Here is a 19,965-nt window from a genome sequence, read left to right on the forward strand (position 1 = left end):
CCTGCCTATATGTAATTTAGGCTCGCCTTACATCAGATGGATCTTCGAGCCGCGCGAGGAGCTGGGGAACGTGTCGACCAATCCCTTCGACGACGACAACGGCGAGTTCTACGCCCTGATCAACGACGAAGGCCAGTACTCGCTTTGGCCGACGTTCGCCGATGTTCCCGCTGGCTGGACGGTTGCGCACGGGCCGGGGAGCCGGCAGGCGGCGCTGGAGCACATCGAGGCGAGCTGGACGGACATGCGGCCGCGAAGCCTGGTCGAGCACATGGAGCGCGACGCGGCCGCGCGTCGATGACCTTCACCGCAGCTGCCGCGGCGACCGTCGACGAGCTGCTCGCCCGCTACGCGGAAGGTGCAGCGTTCTTCTCGTCGCGCCACCGCAGCCTGCTGGGCGAGGGTGTGGTGAGCCGGCTCGACGGACCGGCGCCGGCTTCCTGGGCCGCCGCGGCCGGCGCCGCGCTGGAGTCGGCACCCGCGGACGGGGACGGGGACGCCGTGCTGCTGGGCGTCTTCGGGTTCGCGCCGCAGACGCCCGCCCGGCTGGTCGTCCCGCGCTCGGTGCACCGGGCCGGTCCGGTCCGGGCGGAGCCCGGGCGCCCGCTGCCGCCGGTGACGGCCGGTGGCGAGTGGGACGTTCGCAGTCGCCCGGAGCCGGAGCGGTTCGAGGCCGGCGTGCAGGCCGTGCTGGACGGCATCGCCGCGGGAGATCTGGAGAAGGTGGTGCTCGCGCGGTCGCTGGAGATCACCGCGCCGGGGCCGGTCGACGCGGCGGCCCTGCTGCGAAGGCTCGCCGCCGGCAACCCGCGTGGGCACATCTTCGCGGTCGACGTCACCCGGCCCGAGGACTCGGCTCCACGCACGCTCGTCGGTGCGAGCCCCGAGCTGCTGGTCGCGCGATCGGGCCGAACGGTCACCGTGAACCCGCTGGCCGGCACCGCCCGCCGGGCGCTCGACCCCACCGCGGACCGCGCGGTCGGCACGGCGCTGGCCCGCTCGGCGAAGGACCGCCACGAGCACACGATCGTCGTCGACGAGGTGCGCCGCGCGCTGCGGCCGTACTGCACCGAGCTGCACGTTCCCGACGAGCCGTTGCTCATCCGCACGCCGGCGCTGTGGCACCTGTCCACCCGGATCGTCGCCACCTTGCGCGACCCGACCACCTCGTCGGTCGCGCTGGCGCAGGCGCTGCACCCGACCCCGGCCGTCGGTGGCATGCCGCGTGCGGCGGCGCTGGAGGCGATCCGCGAGGTCGAGGGCTTCGACCGCGACCACTACACCGGCGTCGTCGGCTGGTGCGACCGCAGCGGCGACGGCGAGTGGGCCGTCGTGCTGCGCTGCGCCGAGGTCGTCGGCGCGACGGTCCGGCTGTTCGCGGGCGGGGGCGTGGTCGCCGGATCCGTCCCGTCCGTGGAGCTGGCCGAGAGCCGGGCGAAGTTCCGCACCCTGCTGGCCGCACTGGACGTGCGCGCCGAGCCTTGATCAGTTCGGGGGAACAGATGTCACAACGCAAGGCGTTGCCCACTGTCCCGGCCTACCGGCCGCCCACACCGTCGGAGTACCCGCCGAGCCGGGTGGGCTGGGCGCTGCAACCGCACCGCGCGGCGCTGCTCGTGCACGACATGCAGCGCTACTTCCTGGCGCCCTACGGCGACGGCGACTCGCCGCTGCCCGGCGTGCTGGCCGGGATCGCCGACCTGGCCGCGCGGTGCCGCGCAGCCGGCATACCGGTCGTGTACACCGCGCAGCCCGCGCACCAGACGCCCGAGCAGCGCGGGCTGCTCACCGACATGTGGGGCGAGGGCATCGGCGCGGTGAGCGGTTCGCGGCCCGAGCTGGAGCTGATCGCGCCGGAGGTCGAGCCCGGCCCGGACGACGTGCTGCTGCAGAAGTGGCGCTACAGCGCGTTCCAGCGCTCCGACCTGGCCGAACGGCTCGCCGGGTGGGGCCGGGACCAGCTGGTGATCACCGGCGTCTACGCCTCGATCGGCTGCCTCACGACGGCCGTCGAGGCGTTCATGCGCGATGTGCAGCCGTTCCTCGTGGGTGACGCCGTCGCCGACTTCACCCGCGCCGACCACGAGCACGCGATCGACTACGTTGCCCGCCGCTGCGGGGTGGTCACGACCGTCGACCAGGTGCTGGCCGCGGTCGGCTCGGTCGCGGAGCCCGCCAGATGACGGCGCCGAGCGGTGGCGAGCTGCGCGCCTCGATCGCGGAGCTGCTGGATGCCGCGCCGTCCGAGATCACCGACGGCGCCGACCTGCTCGACCTCGGCCTCGACTCGATCCGGCTCATGACGCTGGTGCAGCGGTGGCGCGACCAGGGCATCGAGATCGACTTCGAGAGCCTCGCCGAGTGCCCGACCGTGGAGAACTGGGAGCGGGTGCTCGCCGCGCGGGCGAAGCCGGAGCCGGTGCTGCTGACCGTGCGCAGGGTGGAGGAGCTGACCCCGCGCACGGTGCGGGTGACGTTCGGCGGCGGCCGGGTGGACGCGTTCGCGGCCGCCGAACCGGGCGGCTCGGTGACGCTGCTGCTGCCGGCGGAGGACGGGATCGGCGGCGACGAGCAGCCGCGCCGGTACGCCGCGCGGTACTGCGCGGAGCCCGCCGAGCTGGACGTCGAGATGGTGGTGCACGACGCCGGCCCCGGCGGGCGCTGGGCCGGGCGGGCGCGGCCGGGCACGCAGGTGCGCGTCGGCGGGCCGCACCCGGCGGCCGCCGTCCCGGCCGCTGCGCAGCTGCTGGTCGCCGTCGACGAGACCGGCCTGCCGGCGCTCGCGCACCGCCTCGAAGCGCTCGCCGCCGGCACCCGGGTCGACGCCGTGGTCGAGGTGCCCGACGCCGCGGAGGAACGCGACCTGGCCACCCCCGCCGACCTGCGCGTGCACTGGCTGCACCGCAACAACGGCGCTGCGATCCCGCCCGCGGCGCTACCGACGGCCGACGTCGCCTGGGTGGCCGGCGCCGCGACCTTCACCGCGAAGTGGCAGGCGGCGCTGCCCGCCGCCCGCTGCGTCACGGAGACCTACCGCACCGACGGCGCCAACGGTCCCGACGGTCCCGGGGAAGGGCAGGAAAGCCACTTTCAGGCCCTGTGAGGGCCGGAAAGTGGCTTTCCTGCCCTCGCCGCAGCCACCCACGACCGGCAACCGTCGCGCCGGCCCGTCCCGCCTCGCCGCACGTCCAGGAGTCGAGTTCCCATGCCCGAGAGGTTGCCGGCGACGTCGGCGCAGGCCGGTGTCTGGTTCGCGCAGCAGCGCGAGCCGGCCAACGCGATCTTCAACACCGCGGAGTACGTCCAGCTCGACGGTCCGCTGGATCGGCTCGCGTTCCTCGCCGCGCTGGAGCTGACGATCGCCGAGACCGACGCGCTCGGCGTGCGGTTCGAGTCGACGCCCGACGGCGTGGTGCAGGTGCTCGACCCGACGTTGCGGCCGGTGCCGCAGGTCGTCGACCTCACGAACGCTGCCGATCCGCTCGCCGCCGCGCTCACGCACATGCGCGCCGACGTGGCCGTCCCGCTCGACCCGGCGCAGGGCGGGCTGGTGGCCGAGGTGCTGTTCGTGCTCGGCGCCGAGCGGCACCTGTGGTTCCAGCGGGCGCACCACACGGTGCTCGATGCCTACGCGTTCTCGATGATCGGCCGTCGGGTCGCGCAGCGCTACCGGGCCGCGGTCGACGGCCCCGCTGTCGATGGCTCTGCGGTCCCGCCCTCGCCGTTCCGGCCCGTCCGGGACGCCGTCGCCGACGAGCTGGCCTACCTCGGCTCCACGAAGTTCGTGGCCGATCGGGAGTTCTGGCGCTCCGAGCTGGAAGGCGTCGACGACCCGGTGCGGCTCGGCGAGGGCAGGGGGCACACCGCGACGGCGGCGTTCCGGCACGTCGAGCGGTTCGAGGGTGATCTCGACGGGCTCGGCGGCAGCTGGGCCGACGCCGCGCTCGCCGCCGTCGCCGCGCACGTCTGGCGGGTCACCGGCCAGCAGGACCTCGTGCTCGGCCTGCCGACCATGAACCGGATGGGCACGGCTGCGCTGCGCGTTCCGACCGTCGCGGTGACGGTCGCGCCGGCGCGCCTGCACGTCGACGGCTGGGCGACGCCGCAGCGGCTCGTCGCCGAGGCGCGGCAGATGCTGGCCCGCAGCCGCAAGCACCATCGGCACCCCGCTGAGCAGATCCGCCGCGACCTGGGCGTCGCACCGGGCCCGTGGGTCAACCTCAAGCCGTTCGCCGACGTGCTCGACCTCGGCGACGTCACGGGCACCGTCCAGTACCTCGCCGCCGGCCCCGTCGAGGACGTCACCTTCACGCTGCACCCGCACGACGGCGGCCTTGCGTTGCTGGTCGACGGCAACGCCGACGCGCACACCGCCGACGAGGTCGCCGGGCACGTCACCGGTGTGCGCCGGATGCTGGAGGCGTTCGTGCAGCGGCCCGACCGGCCCGTCGGGCGGCTCGACCGGTTGCCGCCCGCGCGCCTGGCGGACCTCGCCGCCACCGCCTCCTGGAGCATCCCGCCGGACCGCCCACGGCTCTCGGAGTTCCTCGCCGCGCAGGCCGCCAGCACGCCGGACGCGCCCGCCGTCCGCTGCGGCGACGAGACGCTCACCTATGCGGAGCTGGGCGCCCGCGTCGAGCGGGCCGCCCGCGTGCTCACCGACCTCGGCGCGGGCCCCGAGCACACGGTTGCGGTGGCGATGCCGCGCACCGCGGAGCTGGTGGTCGCGGTGCTCGCCGTGCTGCGCGCCGGCGCCGCCTACCTCCCGCTCGACCCCGCCTACCCCGCGGAGCGACGGGCGTTCATCCTCGACGACGCCGGCGTCGACCTGGTGCTGACCGGCCCCGACACGCAGGGGATCGACGGAGCGTTGGCCTGGCAGCCGGACACCGACCTCGGCGAGGCCGAGGGTGTCGAGCTGCGGCGCCCGGCCGGCGCCGGCGCGGCCTACGTGATCTACACGTCGGGCTCGACCGGCCTGCCGAAGGGTGTGGTCCTCACCCACGACAACGCGGCCGCGCTCGTCGAGTGGGCGGTCGCCGAGCTGGGCCCGCAGCGCTTGCACCGGACCCTCTTCTCGACATCGCTCAGCTTCGACGTCTCGGTGTTCGAGCTGTTCGCGCCGCTGGCCTGCGGCGGCTGCCTCGACGTCGTCGACGACGCGCTCGCGCTGGCGAGCACGGATTGGACGGGCACGCTGGTCAGCGCCGTCCCTTCGGTGCTCGCCGCGCTGCTCGAACGCAGCGGGACGGTCCCGGCGGCGGGCACGTTCGCGCTCTGCGGTGAGGCGCTGCCCGGCGACCTCGTTGCGGCCCTGCTGGCAGGCCGGTCCGACGCCGAGGTGCTCAACATCTACGGCCCCACCGAGGAGACCGTCTACGCGACGGCGTGGCGGGCCGGCAGCGGCGGCGAGGACCGCCCACCGATCGGGCACGCCATCGGCGACACCCGCGCGTACGTGCTGGACCACTGCCTCCGCCCGGCGCCCGACGGCGTGCTCGGCGAGCTGTACCTGAGCGGCCCCGGTGTGGCCCGCGGCTACCACGGCCGGGCGGCGCTCACCGGCACGAGGTTCCTGCCCGACCCGTTCGGCCCGCCCGGCTCGCGCATGTACCGCACGGGCGACCTCGTCCGGCGCGATGTCGACGGCACGCTGCACTACCTCGGCCGCGGCGACGACCAGGTGAAGATCCGCGGGTTCCGGATCGAGCTGGGTGAGGTCGAGGCGGCGCTGCGGGCGCTGCCCGGCGTCACGCAGGCCGCGGTGATCGCGGGCGCGAACCGGCTGGTCGGGTACGTCACCGGCGACGTCGACCCGGCCGCCGTGCGGGCCGAGCTGGCGGCGCGGCTCCCCGAGCACATGGTGCCCTCCGCGCTGGTCGTGCTCGACGTGCTGCCCCAGACCCCGAACGGCAAGCTCGACCGCAAGGCGCTCGCCCTGATCGAGCCCACCGAGATCGGGACGGGCATCGACGTGCCCGTCGGCGTGCGCGAGGAGCTGCTCGCCGGACTCTTCGCCGACGTCATCGGCGTGCCGTCGGTCGGACGCAACGCCAACTTCTTCACCCTCGGTGGCCACTCGCTGCTCGCGTTGCGCCTGCTCGGCCGGATCCGAGCGACCTTCGGCGTGACGCTCGAGGTCGGCGCGGTGTTCGAGGCGCCGACGGTCGCGGGCCTCGCCGGTCTGCTCGACGGCACCCGCGGCACGCCGGCCACCCGGCCGGCCCCGGGCGCGCGCGGCGCCCGACCCGCGCTCTCGTTCGCGCAGCAGCGGCTGTGGTCGCTGCACCGCATCGAGGGCCCGAGCCCGACGTACACGATCCCGCTCGCGGTCACGCTCACCGGCGAGCTGGACGTCGACGCGCTGCGGGTCGCGTTGCGCGCGGTCGTCGAGCGGCACGAGAGCCTGCGCACGCTGCTGCCGGCGGTGTCCGGCGTGCCGTGGCAGCGTGTGCTCGACGCCGACGCACCCGCGGTCGCCGCGCTCGGCATCCCGATGCACGACGTGGCGCCCGGCGAGCTGCCCGACCGGCTGCGGCAGGCGGCGCGGGTGCCGTTCGACCTGGCCGTCGACCTGCCGGTCCGGGCCGAGCTGTTCCGCGCCGAGCTGTTCCGCGCCGATCTGTTCCGGGCCGAGCTGTTCAGCGACGCGCCCGAGCACCACGTGCTGTTGATCGCCGTGCACCACGTCGCCGGCGACGAGTGGAGCACCACGAACCTCGTCGCCGACCTGCTCACGGCCTACCGCGCCGCCGTGGAGGGCCGGGCGCCGGAGTGGAAGCCGCTGCCCGTCCAGTACGCCGACGTCGCCGCGTGGCAGCGTGCCGCGCTCGGCAATGCCGACGACCCGGACTCCGAGCTGGCCCGCCAGCTCGGCTACTGGCGCCGGCAGCTGGACGGCCTGCCCGCCGAGCTGGAGCTGCCGGCCGACCGGCCGCGCCCGCCGGTGGAGAGCCACGCCGGCCGGGTCGTCCCGTTCGCGGTGGACGACGCCGATGCGCTGACCGCGCTCGCCCGTACCGAGGGCGTCACCGGGTTCATGCTGCTGCAGGCGGCGGTCGCGGCGCTGCTCACGCGCATGGGCGCGGGCACCGACATCCCGCTCGGCACGCCTATCGCGGCCCGTGGCGACGAGTCGGCGGCCGAGCTGGTCGGGATGTTCCTGAACTCGCTGGTGCTGCGCACCGACACCGCCGGCGACCCGACGTTCCGCGAGCTGCTCGCCAGGATCCGCGCCACCGACCTCGCCGCGTACGACCACGCGGCCGCGCCGTTCGAGGCCGTCGTCGACGCCGTGGCCCTCGACCGCTCGCTCGCGCGACACCCGCTGTTCCAGGTGATGATCACCCACCAGCACCGGCCGGCGCCGCCGCAGGGTTTGGTGACCGGGGTCGAGCTGCTCGACATCGGGACGGCCAAGTTCGACCTCACGATCCGCACGATCGAGCAACCCGGCGAGACGCTCGGTGAGATCGAGTACGCGACCGACCTGTTCGACCACGGCACGGTCGAGTCGCTCGCGCAGCGGCTGTGCAGGGTTCTCGCCGCGCTCGCGCACGACCCCGACCAGCGGATCAGCGCCGTCGACCTGCTCCTGCCCGGGGAACACGCCGGTGCGGCCGTCGAGCGGCCGCTGCCGGCCGCGATGCTGCCGGAGCTGCTCGCGCAGCGGCTCCCGGTCTCGGGCGGGAGCGTCCGCTGCGGCGACGTCGAGCTGTCGCACCCGGCGTTCTCGACGCGAGCCGACCGGCTCGCCGCGCACATGGCCGCTGCTGGCGCCGGCCCCGGCAGGGTGGTGGCGCTGCTGCTGCCGCGTTCGGTCGACCTGGTCGCCGCGATGGTCGCCGTGCACCGCAGCGGCGCCGCCTACCTGCCGCTCGACCCCGACTTCCCGGCCGACCGGCTCGCCTACACGCTCGCCGACGCCGCCCCCGTGCTGCTGGTGACCGACTCCGCGACCGGCGTCGATGTGAGCGGCCTTCCGCGGCTCCTCCTCGACGACCTGCCCGCCGCGACCCCGCCGTTCGCCGCTGTCCCATCCCATCCGGACGCCACCGCGTACGTGATCTACACGTCCGGCTCGACGGGCCGGCCGAAGGGCGTCGCCGTCACCCACCGCGGCCTGCTGAACTTCCTGTTCTCGATGGCCGAGCAGCTGCAACCGGGCCGTGCCGACGTACTGCTCGCCGTCACGACGGTCGGCTTCGACATCGCGGGTTTGGAGCTGTTCCTGCCCCTGCTCGCCGGCTCGGGGCTGGTCGTGGCCGGGCCCGACAAGGTCGGCGATCCGCACGCGCTGGTCCGGCTTGCCCGCGAGCGCGGGGTGACGATGCTGCAGGCGACCCCGACGCTGTGGTCGGCGCTGGTCGCGCACGACCGCTCGTTCGCGGGTGAGGTGCGCGCGCTCGTCGGCGGCGAGGCGCTGCCCCCGGAGCTGGCGAGCGCGCTCGCGGCCCGCGGCCCCGGTGCGATCAACCTCTACGGGCCGACCGAGACGACGATCTGGTCGAGCAGCTGGGAGATCACCGGCCCGGCGGTCTCTCTCGGTGAGCCGCTCTGGAACACGAGCCTGCACGTCCTGGACGAACACCTGCGCCCGGTGCCGTCCGGGGTGGCCGGCGAGCTGTACATCGGCGGGGCCGGGCTTGCCCGCGGCTACCTGAACCGGCCGGGGCTGACCGCGGGGCGGTTCGTCGCCGACCCGTCCGGGCCGCCCGGAGCGCGGATGTACCGCACGGGCGACCGCGTCCGGCGCCGCGCGGGGCGCCTGGAGTTCCTCGGCAGGGCCGACCACCAGGTCAAGCTGCGCGGCTTCCGGATCGAGCTGGGTGAGATCGAGGCCGCGCTGGCCGCGCAGCCCGGCGTCGACGCCGCGGTTGCCGTCGTCCGCGAGGACGTCCCGGGCCGGCGGGCCCTCGTCGCCTACGTGGTCGGCGGCGAGCCGGCTGCGCTGCGCGCCGCGCTGGCGGCGCGGCTGCCCGACTACATGGTGCCCGCCCACATCGTCGGGCTCGCTGCGCTGCCGCTCACGCCCAACCGCAAGGTCGACCGCAAGGCGCTGCCCGCGCCGCGGTTCGAGCAGGCCACGACGTTCCGCCCGCCGCGCACACCGGCCGAGACGGTGCTCTCGGGGCTGTTCGCGCAACTGCTCGGCACGCCGGACCGGCCGCTGCCGCCGATCGGCCTCGACGACGGCTTCTTCGACCTCGGCGGCGACAGCATCGTCGCGATCGCGCTGGCGGCGACCGCAACGGCGGCCGGCTTGCCGGTCGCGCCGCGTGACGTGTTCCTGCACCGCACCGTCGAGTCGCTCGCCGCGCACGCCGAGCAGGCCTCCCCGGGTGCCCGGCCGGTGCTCGACGCGGCCGCCGCGCAGCTCCCGGAGCTCGCGGCCGAGTTCCCCGACGCGATCGTCGTGCGGCCCGTGACGCCGCTGCAGGAAGGCCTGCTCTTCCACGCCGAGCAGGCCGGCGCCGACGACGTCCACACCGTCCAGTGGTTCCTCGACCTGCGCTGGGCGGACGACCGCCCGCTCGACACCGAGCGGCTGCGCCGGGCCGCGGCGCTGCTGGCGGCGAGGCACGAGACCCTCCGCACCGGCTTCCGCCGCGCGCGCGACGGCCGTCCCGTGCAGGTTGTCGGCGATCCGGCCGGTGCCGTCGAGGTGGCGGAACGCGATCTCACCGGAGCCGGTGAGGCCGCGCTGTCGGTGCTCGCCGACGCCGAGCGGGCCCGCCCGTTCGACCCCTCGACGCCGCCGCTGCTGCGGCTGCTGGTCGCCCGCACCGGGCCGGGCCGGGCGCGGCTGGTGCTCACGCACCACCACCTGATCCTCGACGGCTGGTCGATCCCGGTGCTCCTGGACGAGCTCCTTGCGCTCTACGCGGACCCGACCCGGCGCGCGGGGGAGCCGCGCACCGCGGCCGCGCACCTCAGCTGGCTCGCCTCCCGCGACCGCGCCGCCGCCCGCGAGGCGTGGGCCCGATCGCTGGCGGGCCTCGACGAGCCGTCGCTGGTGCTGCCGTCGGCGCCCGCCCGCGGGCCGCTGCCCGAGCAGCTGGACGTCGGCGTCGACGGCGAGCTGGCCGGCCGGGTGCTCGGCGCCGCACGCGCTGCCGGTGTCACCCCGAACACGCTGCTGCAATGGGCCTGGGGGCTGGTCGTCGCGCGCCAGCTCGGCCGGGAGAGCGCGGTGTTCGCCGCCACCGCAGCGGGGCGCGACGCCGGCGTCGACTCGGTGGAGCGGGCCGTCGGGCTGCTGATCAACACGATCCCGGTGCACGTCCGGTTCGGCCGCGGCGACACGGTGGCGCAGTCGCTGCGCAAGCTGCAGGACGAGCAGGCCGCCCTGCTCGACCACCAGCACCTCGGGCTCGCCGACGTGCAGCGGATCGCCGGTCTGCCAGCGCTGTTCGACACGTTTGCCGTCTACGAGAACTTCCCGCTCGACGAGGCCGCGCTGGCCGGCATGGAACGCACGTCCGGGATCGCCGTGCGGCCCGTCGGCGGGCGCGACGCCTCGCCGTACCCGCTCGGGGTGGTCGCGCTGCCGACCGCCGGTACCGGCTCTGCGCTGCGGCTGGTGCTGCGGCACCGCTCCGACGTCGTCGACACCGCGACGGCCGAGGCGTTCGCCGCGCGGCTGCGGACCGTGCTGGAGGCGGTGGCGGCCGACCTGACCACACCCGTCGACACGATCGACGTCCGCCCGCAGGACGAGCGTGCCGCCGCGTCCGTCCGCGGGACGGGACCGCTCGGCCCGCCGCGCGCGACCCTGCCCGAGCTGGTGGCCGCGCACGTCGCCGCCACCCCGGACGCGCCGGCGGTCGCCGACGAGCACACCCGCTACACCTACGCCGAGCTGGACGCCGCCGCGAACCGCCTCGCATCCGAGCTGGTCAGGCGCGGGATCGGGACCGAGGACGTCGTAGCGCTCGTGATGGCGCGCTCGGCGGCGCTGGTCGTCGCGCTGCTCGCCGTGCACAAGGCGGGCGCCGCCTACCTCCCGCTCGACCCGGCCTACCCGGCGGCCCGCATCACCATGATGTGTGCGGACGCACGGCCGGTGCTGGCGCTGACCGCGGGGGACGCCGCGCCGCCGGCCGGCGTGCCGCACCTCGCGGTGGAGGGCGCGTTCGCCGAGGGGTCGCTGCCCGCGGCCGCGCACCCCGACAACGCGGCCTACCTGATCTACACCTCCGGCTCGACGGGCACGCCCAAGAGTGTGGTCGTCAGCCACTCCGGGCTGGCCGCGCTGGGCGCGACCGTGATCGACGGGTTCGGGCTGCGCACCGGCCACCGCGTGCTGCAGTTCGCCACCTCCAGCTTCGACACCTCCGTGTGGGAGATCGCGATGGCGCTGCTCTCGGGTGCGGAACTGGTGGTGGTGCCGCCGGAGCAGCGGCTGGGTGCGCCGCTCGGGCGGTTCCTGCTCGACGAGAAGATCACGCACCTCACGTTGCCGCCCTCGGCATTGGCCGAGCTGCCGTCCGACCTCCCGCTGCCGCCCGAGACGTCGCTGGTGGTCGCCGGTGAGGCGTGCCCACCCGAGCTGGTGCGGCACTGGGCGGGCCGCGTAGCGATGTTCAACTCCTACGGACCCACCGAGACCACGATCGACGCCACGCTATGGCGCGCCGACGGTGCGCCCGGCGCCACCGTGCCGATCGGGACCCCCGTCGCCGACACCGGCGTGCTGCTGCTCGACCCGCGGCTGCGCCCGGTGCCCGACGGCGCCGTCGGCGAGCTGTACGTCTGCGGCAGCGGGCTCGCCCGTGGCTACCGCGGCCGGCCCGGCCTGACCGCCGAGCGGTTCGTCGCCGATCCGGTGCACGCCGGCGGGCGGCTCTACCGCACCGGCGACCTGGCCCGCTGGCGGAATGACGGCGCGCTGGAGTTCGCCGGCCGCGCCGACCAGCAGGTCAAGATCCGCGGGTTCCGGGTGGAGCCCGGTGAGGTCGAGACGGCGCTGCGCGCGCTGCCGGACGTCGGGCAGGCCGCCGTGATCGAGCGCGACGGGGTGCTCGTCGCGTACGTGACCGGCTCCGTCGAGCCGGCCGCGACCAGGTCGGAGCTGGCCGGTGAGCTGCCCGAACACATGATCCCGACGTTCGTCGTTGTGCTCGCCGCGCTGCCGCTCACCCCGAACGGCAAGCTGGACCGCGCCGCGCTGCCGGCACCGGACCGGGCGGGTGCGCTCTCCCGGGTGGCGCCGCGCGACGCCCGCGAGGAGCGGCTCGCCGCGCTGTTCGCCGAGGTCCTGCGGCTGCCGTCGCCGGTGGGCGTCGAGGACAACTTCTTCGAGCTGGGTGGGCACTCGCTGCTCGCCACCCGGCTCACCGCGCGGTTGCGCACCGAGTTCGACGTCGAGGTGGGGGTCGCGGAGCTGTTCGAGGCGCCGACGGTCGCCGGGCTCGCCGAGCGGGTCGCCGGCGCCGCCGCGGCACGCGCAGGTGTGCGTCGGGTCGAGCGGCCCGACGTCCTGCCGCTCTCCTACGCGCAGCAGCGGCTGTGGTTCATCAACCGGCTCGACGGTCCGTCGACCGCCTACAACGTGCCGTACGCGTTGCGGCTCGATGCCGGGCTCGACGTCCCGGCGCTGTACGCGGCGCTCTGCGACGTCGTCGACCGGCACGAGAGCCTCCGCACGGTGGTCGGCGAGGGCCCCGACGGCGAGCCGCACCAGGTGATCCGCCCGGCCGGCACCCGCCCGTTCCTCGACGTGCGATCCGTGGCACCCACCGAGCTGGACGCGGCCGTGCACGAGCCGCTGGGGCACGTGTTCGACCTCGCGGCCGATCTGCCGATCAGGGCGTGGTTGACGTTCGACGGGCACGACGCTGTGCTCGTGCTGGTCGTGCACCACATCGCCGCCGACGAGTGGTCGTTCGGGCCACTGCTGCGCGATTTGGCGACCGCATACCGGGCTCGCGCCGAGGGCGCCGAGCCGGCGTGGGCACCGCTGCCGGTGCAGTACGCCGAGCACGCGCTGTGGCAGCGCGGCGAGCTGGAGCGGGCGGGCGCCGATCACCTGCGGTTCTGGGCGGAGGCGTTGGCCGGGATCCCCGACGAGCTGCCCGTACCGCGCGACCGCAAGCGTCCGCAGGTGCGGTCCGGGCGGGGTGGCACGGTCCACTTCGACGTGCCGGCGCCGGTGCGGGCCGGGCTCGACGCGCTCGCGCGCGACTGCGGCGCGACCCCGTTCATGGTCGCGCACGCCGCCGTCGCCGCCTTGCTCTCGCGCCTCGGCGCGGGCGACGACGTGCCGCTGGGCTCGCCGATCGCCGGGCGCACCGACCACGCCGTCGACGAGCTGGTCGGGTTCTTCGTCAACTCGCTCGTGCTGCGCGCCGACCTCAGCGGCCGCCCGACGTTCCGGCAGCTCGTCGGCCGGGTCCGGGAGACGGCGCTCGCCGCGTACGAGCACCAGGAGCTGCCGTTCGAGCGGCTGGTCGAGGAGCTGAACCCGGCGCGCTCACTGGCCAGGCACCCGCTCTTCCAGCACTTCGTGATGTACCAGCCGGCGCCGCTGCAGGCGCCCGACTTCGGCGGGCTCAGCGCGCTGCCGCACCCGCTCATGCTGGACGGCTCGAAGTTCGACCTTTCCCTCCTCTTCCGCGAGGAACCCGGCCACGACGGCCTGCGCGCGGCGCTCAACTTCGACGCCGACCTCTTCGATCGCGGCACGGCGGAGACGCTCGCCGAGCGGCTCGGTGCGCTGCTGGAGATCGTCGCCGCGGAGCCGGACACCGTGGTCGACTCCGTCGACGCGCTCACCCTGGAGGAGCGGGAGCGGCTCGACGCCTGGAGCCGCGGCGAGCCGATCCCGGAGGCCGCCACCCTGCCGGAGCTGTTCGCCCGCAGGCTGCCCGAGTTCGGTGCAAAGGGCACGGTGATCTGCGGCGAAGAGGAGGTCACCTTCGCCGAGCTGGACGCGCGGGCCGACGGGTTGGCTCGCCATCTCGCCGACCGCGGCGTCGGGCCTGAGGCGGTCGTGGGGATCATGCTGCCGCGCTCGGTCGACATGGTTGTCGCGGTGCTGGCCGTGCTGAAGGCCGGCGGCGCGTACCTCCCGCTCGACCCGGAGTACCCGGCCGACAGGCTCGACCTGATGATCACCGACGCGCGGCCGCTGCTGGTGGTCGGCACCCCCGACGTCGCCGAGAGGGTGCGCGTGCCCGTCGTCGGCGTGCACGAGCGGGGCGACGGGCCGCTGCGCCCGCCGCACGTCGACAACCCGGCCTACGTGATCTACACGTCCGGCTCGACCGGCACGCCGAAGGGTGTTGCGGTCGGGCACCGCGGGCTGATGGGGCTGCTGGAGGCGTCCCGCCGCCGGCTCCGGGTGACGTCGGCCAGCCGGAAGCTGCTGACCGCCTCGATCAGCTTCGACACCTTCTACTTCCAGCTGGTCATCGGGCTGCTGCAGGGCGAGTGCCTGGTCGTCTGCCCGAGCCCGCGGCCGACCCCCGACGAGCTTGCCCAGCTGATCAGCAGGCACCGGCTGACGCACATGGGCCTGTCCCCTTCGGCGATGGCCGCGCTGCACGACGAGCACAGCCTGCCGGACGGGATGGTGCCGGTGGTCGGTGGCGAGGCGTGCGGGCCGGAGCTGGTGGGCCGGCTCGCCGCCGCGCACACCGCGTTCAACGCCTACGGGCCGACCGAGGCGAGCGTGAACTCGACGCTCTGGCAGCTGCGTGCCGGGATCGATGCGTACGCCCCGATCGGCGTGCCCGACCCGGGCACCACCGTGCACGTGTTGGACGCCGGCCTGCGCATGGTGCCGCCGGGGGTGGTCGGCGAGCTGTACATCGGCGGATCCGGGCTGGCCCGCGGCTACCGCGACCGCGCCGGCCTGACCGCCGCGCGGTTCGTCGCCGACCCGTTCGGCTCGGGCGAGCGGCTCTACCGCACCGGCGACCTCGTGCGCTGGTCGGCGGGCGAGCTGGAGTTCGTCGGCCGCGCCGACGACCAGGTCAAGATCCGCGGCTTCCGGGTGGAGCTGGGCGAGGTCGAGGCCGCGATGGCCGCGCTGCCCGGCGTCACCGATGCCGTCGTCACCGTGCACGGCGGCGGGCCGGTCGGCTCGCGGCTCGTCGGGTACGCCGTACCGGCGACCGTCGACCCGGCCGCGGTGCGGTCCGCGCTGGCCCAGCGGCTGCCGGAGCACATGGTGCCGGCCGCCGTCGTCGCGCTCGACGCCCTGCCGCTCCTGCCCAACGGCAAGATCGACCGCAAGGCGCTGCCGGAACCGGAGTTCGTGGCCGCGCAGGGCCGCGCGCCGGCGACGCCGTGGGAGCACGCGCTCTGCGGGGTGCTCGCCGAGGCGCTCGGGCTGCCGGCCGTCGGGCCCGACGACAACTTCTTCGCGCTCGGCGGCCACTCGCTGCTCGCGATCAGGGTCGTCTCCCGCACGCGGCGCGCGCTCGGGCGCGAGCTGTCGGTCCGGGCCGTCTTCGAGCACCCGACCGCCGCCGGGCTGGCGCGGGCGCTCACCGAGGCGGACGGCGGCCGGTCGCCGCTGGTCGCGGGCCCACGACCGGAGCGGGTGCCCCTCTCGCCCGCTCAGCTGCGGTTGTGGTTCCTGCAGCGGCTCGACGGCGGCGCGACGTACAACGTGCCGCTGCTCGCCCGCATGCGCGGCCCGCTCGACCTCGACGCGCTGGAAGCCGCCCTCGGCGACCTCACCGACCGGCACGAGAGCCTCCGCACGGCCTTCCCCGAGCACGACGGGACGCCGGACCAGCGGGTGTTGGAGCGGTATCCGGCGCCGATTTTGCGGATGATCGACGATAAAGACGTGCCGGCGGCCGTCCAGCACCGGTTTGCGCTGGATGACGAGCCGCCGCTGCGTGCGAGCGTCGCCCGGATCAGCGAGCGGGAGCACCTCGTGGTGCTCGTGTTGCACCACATTGCCGCCGACGAGTGGTCGGCGCAGCCGCTGCTCACCGACCTCGCGACGGCCTACCGCGCGCGGCTCGGCGGTGCTGCGCCCGAGTGGGAACCGCTGCCCGTCCAGTACGCGGACTACACGATCTGGCAGCACCAGCGGCTCGCCGACGTGCAGGAGCGGCAGCTGGCGCACTGGCGCGACCAGCTCGCCGGGCTGCCGGAGGAGCTGGCGCTGCCGTACGACCACGCCCGGCCCGCCGAACCGTCGCACCGCGGCGTGACCGTGCCGTTCACGATCGAGGCCGGCGTGCACGAGCGCCTGCGTGCGGTGGCGACGTCGAGCGCGGCGAGCAGCTTCATGGTCGGCCAGGCCGCGGTAGCGGTGCTGCTGCACCGGCTCGGTGCGGGCACCGACATCCCGCTCGGAGCGCCCGCCGCCGGCCGCGCCGACGAGGCGCTCGACGAGCTGGTCGGGTTCTTCGTCAACACGCTGGTGCTGCGCGCCGACGTGAGTGGCGACCCGTCGTTCCGCGAGGTCGTCGAGCGGGTCCGTGCGGTCAACCTCGCCGCGTACGACCACCAGGATGTGCCCTTCGACAGGCTGGTCGAGGCGCTCGCCCCGGCGCGGACGCTGGCCCGCCACCCGCTCTTCCAGACGATGGTGACGTTCGAGGCGGCGTCCGGCGAGGTGCCGGAGTTCGTGGGGCTCGACGTCACGCCGGAGCCGGTCGACGACCGCACCGCGAAGTTCGACCTGATGGTGGCGCTGCGTGAGGGCCCGGCCGGGCTCGACGGCGCGGTCAACGCCGCAACCGACCTCTTCGAAGAGGAGTCGGCGCACGAGCTGGCGGCGCGGTTCGTCCACCTGCTGGAGCTGCTCGTCGCCGATCCGGACGCGCCGATCTCCGCGCACGACGTCCGCACACCCGCCGAGCGGGAGCTGATGGACGCCGCCGCGCGACCGGCCCTCGACCCGACCACGACTGCGACCGCAACCGAGCTGTTCGCCGAGCGGGTCGCGGCGACCCCGCACGCCCTCGCGGTGGTCGCCGGGCCGACCCGGCTCACCTACGCCCAGCTCGACGCGGCGGCGAACCAGCTGGCCAGGCTGCTGATCGAGCGGGGCGTCAGCGCCGAGGACGTCGTCGGGCTGGCGGTGCCGCGAGGTGCGGAGATGGTGGCGGCGGTGCTCGCCGTGCACAAGGCCGGGGCCGCGTACCTGCCGCTCGACCCCGGCTACCCCGCCGAGCGGCTGCGGTTCATGATCGCTGACGCTTCGCCGCGGCTGGTGCTGACCGTTGAAGGCTCTGTGCTGCCGAACGTCGAGGCGGTGGTGCTCGACGAGCCGGCGACGGCCGCACGGCTCGCGTCCCTCGACGGCAGCCCGGTGCGGGTCCCGCCGCACCCGGACGGCCGCGCGTACGTGATCTACACGTCCGGCTCGACCGGCGTGCCCAAGGGCGTCGAGGTGTCGCACCGCAACCTCGCGGCGCTTTGCGCCTGGGTGGGTGCGGAGTTCACCGAGGGCGAGCTGGCGCGGGTGATCCTCTCGACGTCGCTGAACTTCGACGTCTCCGTGTTCGAGCTGTTCGCGCCGCTCACGACCGGCGGGACGGTCGAGGTGGTGGCCGACGCGCTGGCGCTCGCCGGTGACGTCGACCCGGCAGGGGCGCTGGTCAGCACTGTCGACCCGGCCGGAGCGCTGGTCAGTACTGTGCCGAGTGTCCTGGCCGGGCTCGCGGAGCAGGGCGGGCTGGCCGCCGAGCCGGCCGCGATCGTGCTCGCGGGGGAGGCGTTCCCGCCGGCGCTGCTGGCGGCCGTGCGGGAACGGTTCGGCGGCGTGCCGGTGCGCAACGCGTACGGGCCGACGGAGGCGACGGTCTACGCGACGAGCTGGTTCGCGCCGGACGGGCCGGCCGACCGGGTGCCGATCGGGCGGCCGCTGCCCGGCACGTCGGCCGTGGTGCTCGACGAGCGCCTGCGCCCGGTGCCGCGCGGGGCCGTGGGCGAGCTGTATGTCGGCGGCCAGCAGGTGGCGCGCGGGTACCTCGGGCGGGCGGGCCTCACGGCGGCGCGGTTCGTGGCCGACCCGGTCACCGGCGGGCGGATCTACCGCACGGGCGACGTCGTGCGCTGGAACCGCGCAGGGGAGCTGGAGTTCCTCGGCCGGGCCGACGAGCAGGTGAAGGTCCGCGGGTTCCGGGTCGAGCCGGGTGAGGTCGCGGCCGTGCTGCAGGGCTGCTCCGACGTCACAGCTGCCGTCGTGGTGGCGGCCGGGAACCGGCTGGTCGGGTACGTCGTTGGCGCCGTGGAGCCGGCCGCGGTGGTCGCGCACGCGGCACAGCGGCTGCCGAGCTACCTGGTGCCGTCCGACGTCGTCGTGCTCGACGCGCTGCCGCTCACCCCTAGCGGCAAGCTCGACAAGGCCGCGCTGCCCGCGCCCGAGCAAGCAGCCGTGCCATCGCGGGCCCCGTCGGGTGCCGTCGAGGAGGTGCTCGCCGGGATCGTCGGGGAGCTGCTGAGCTGCCCGGCCGGTCCCGACGACGACTTCTTCGCGCTCGGCGGCGACTCGATCCTCTCGATCACCCTGGTCGCGCGGGCACGTGCGGCCGGGCTGACGCTGCGCCCCCGTGACGTCTTCGTGCACCGCACGGTCGCCGGGCTCGCTGCTGCCGCGCAGCATGCCGTGCCGGCGGTGATGGAGGCGCCGGCAGCGGCGCTCGGCAGCGTCCCGGCCTCGCCGATCATGCAGCTGCTGCGCGCGCAGCGGCGGCCGATCGGGCGGTTCGCGCAGGCCAGGTACCTGACCGTGCCGGCCGGGACCGCGCCGGAGCGGCTGGCTGCGGCACTCGCTGCACTGCACGACCGGCACGCGGCGCTGCGGGCCCGGCTCGTCGAGCGCGACTGGATGCTCGACGTGCCGGCCGACGGCACCCCGCCCGACCTGCAGTGCGTCGATCTGCGGGGCGTGCCTGAGGGCGAGTGGGGCCCGCTGCTCGCGGCCGCTGCCGACTCGGCCGCAGGCACGCTCGACCCGGCCGCCGGCCGGATGGTTGCGGCGGTGTGGTTCGACGCGGGTGACCGGCCGGGGCGGCTGCTGCTGCTCGTGCACCACCTCGTCGTCGACGCGGTCTCGTGGACGGTGCTGCTGCCCGATCTCGTTGCGGCCGTCGAGGGGCACGAGCTGCCGCCGGTGCCGATGTCGTTGCGCGGGTGGGCCCGCGGGCTCGCGGCCGCGGACCGCACGGCCGAGCTGCCGCTGTGGGAGGCGGCGCTCGACGGTGTCGAGGCGCCGTTCCCGCAGGTCCGGGGGCAGTCGCCGGCCACGCACGTCGTGGAGGTGCCGGCCGAGATGACCACCCTCCTGACGACGGTCGTCCCGGAGCGGTCCGGCGCCGGCGTCACCGACGTGCTGCTCGCGGCGCTCGGGGTCGCGCTGGAACGCCCGCAGCCGTTCCTGGTGGCCGTCGAGGGGCACGGTCGCGAGGAGCAGGTGGTGCCCGGCGCCGACCTCTCCCGCACGGTCGGGTGGCTGACCTCGGTGTACCCGGTGCGTTGCGGCGGCGCGCCTGCTGCTGGGGCAACGCCGGAGCAGGCCGCGGCCGATGCCGTGCGGCACGTCCGCGACCGGGTGGCCGCGCTGCCCGACCGCGGCATCGGGTACGGGCTGCTGCGCAGCGCGGGCCGGCTCGCGGAGCATCCGGAGCCGCAGGTCGGGCTCAACTACTTCGGCCGGACCGCCACCCCCGAGCCGGTCGAGTGGGCGCCCGCGCCGGAGCCGGGGCTGCCCGGCGGGACGAGCGACGGGTTCGCGGTGTTCCCGCGCGTTCTCGACGTCAACGTCGTGCTCGACGGCCCGGTGCTGAGGGCCGCGTTCACCTACGACACCGACGTGCTCACCGCGGCCACAGCGCGGGCGTTCGGCGCGCGCTGGGTCGCGGCGCTGGCCGCGATCGCCACCGGCCCGTTCGGCGGTCGCAGCGCGGCCCGCTCCGAGCTGCTGGACCTCGACCAGAGCGAGCTCGACGAGATCGAAGCGGAGTGGGACCTGTGACCACACGAGCAGCGACC

5 protein-coding genes are annotated in these 19,965 nt (G+C 75.3%); all 5 read left to right on the forward strand.

What is annotated here, in order from left to right:
- Positions 1 to 70: 70 nt before the first annotated feature.
- The 5 genes from LL648_RS27900 to LL648_RS27920 all read left to right on the forward strand — a co-directional run bounded on the left by LL648_RS27900 (position 71) and on the right by LL648_RS27920 (position 19,948).
- Positions 71 to 301, forward strand: a complete 231-nt coding sequence (locus tag LL648_RS27900) for an MbtH family protein (RefSeq protein ID WP_232665722.1) — start codon at positions 71 to 73, stop codon at positions 299 to 301.
- Positions 298 to 1,485 carry an isochorismate synthase gene (locus LL648_RS27905; RefSeq protein ID WP_232665723.1) on the forward strand — a complete coding sequence of 396 codons (1,188 nt, stop codon included), beginning with the start codon at positions 298 to 300 and terminating at the stop codon, positions 1,483 to 1,485. The genes LL648_RS27900 and LL648_RS27905 overlap by 4 nt, the downstream gene beginning before the upstream one ends.
- A 17-nt stretch (positions 1,486 to 1,502) precedes the next feature.
- Entirely contained in the window at positions 1,503 to 2,183 is a 681-nt protein-coding gene (locus LL648_RS27910) for an isochorismatase family protein (RefSeq protein WP_232665724.1), read from the forward strand.
- On the forward strand, positions 2,180 to 3,103 hold the full coding sequence (locus LL648_RS27915; protein WP_232665725.1) for an SIP domain-containing protein: 924 nt from the start codon (positions 2,180 to 2,182) through the stop codon (positions 3,101 to 3,103). The genes LL648_RS27910 and LL648_RS27915 overlap by 4 nt, the downstream gene beginning before the upstream one ends.
- A gap of 102 nt (positions 3,104 to 3,205) precedes the next feature.
- A complete protein-coding gene (locus LL648_RS27920) occupies positions 3,206 to 19,948 on the forward strand; it encodes a non-ribosomal peptide synthetase (protein WP_232665726.1) in 16,743 nt (5,580 codons plus the stop codon).
- The last annotated feature ends 17 nt before the right edge of the window (positions 19,949 to 19,965 follow it).

The sequence above is a fragment of the Pseudonocardia sp. TRM90224 genome, from assembly GCF_021245725.1.
In the GTDB taxonomy this organism is placed as follows: Bacteria; Actinomycetota; Actinomycetes; order Mycobacteriales; family Pseudonocardiaceae; genus Pseudonocardia.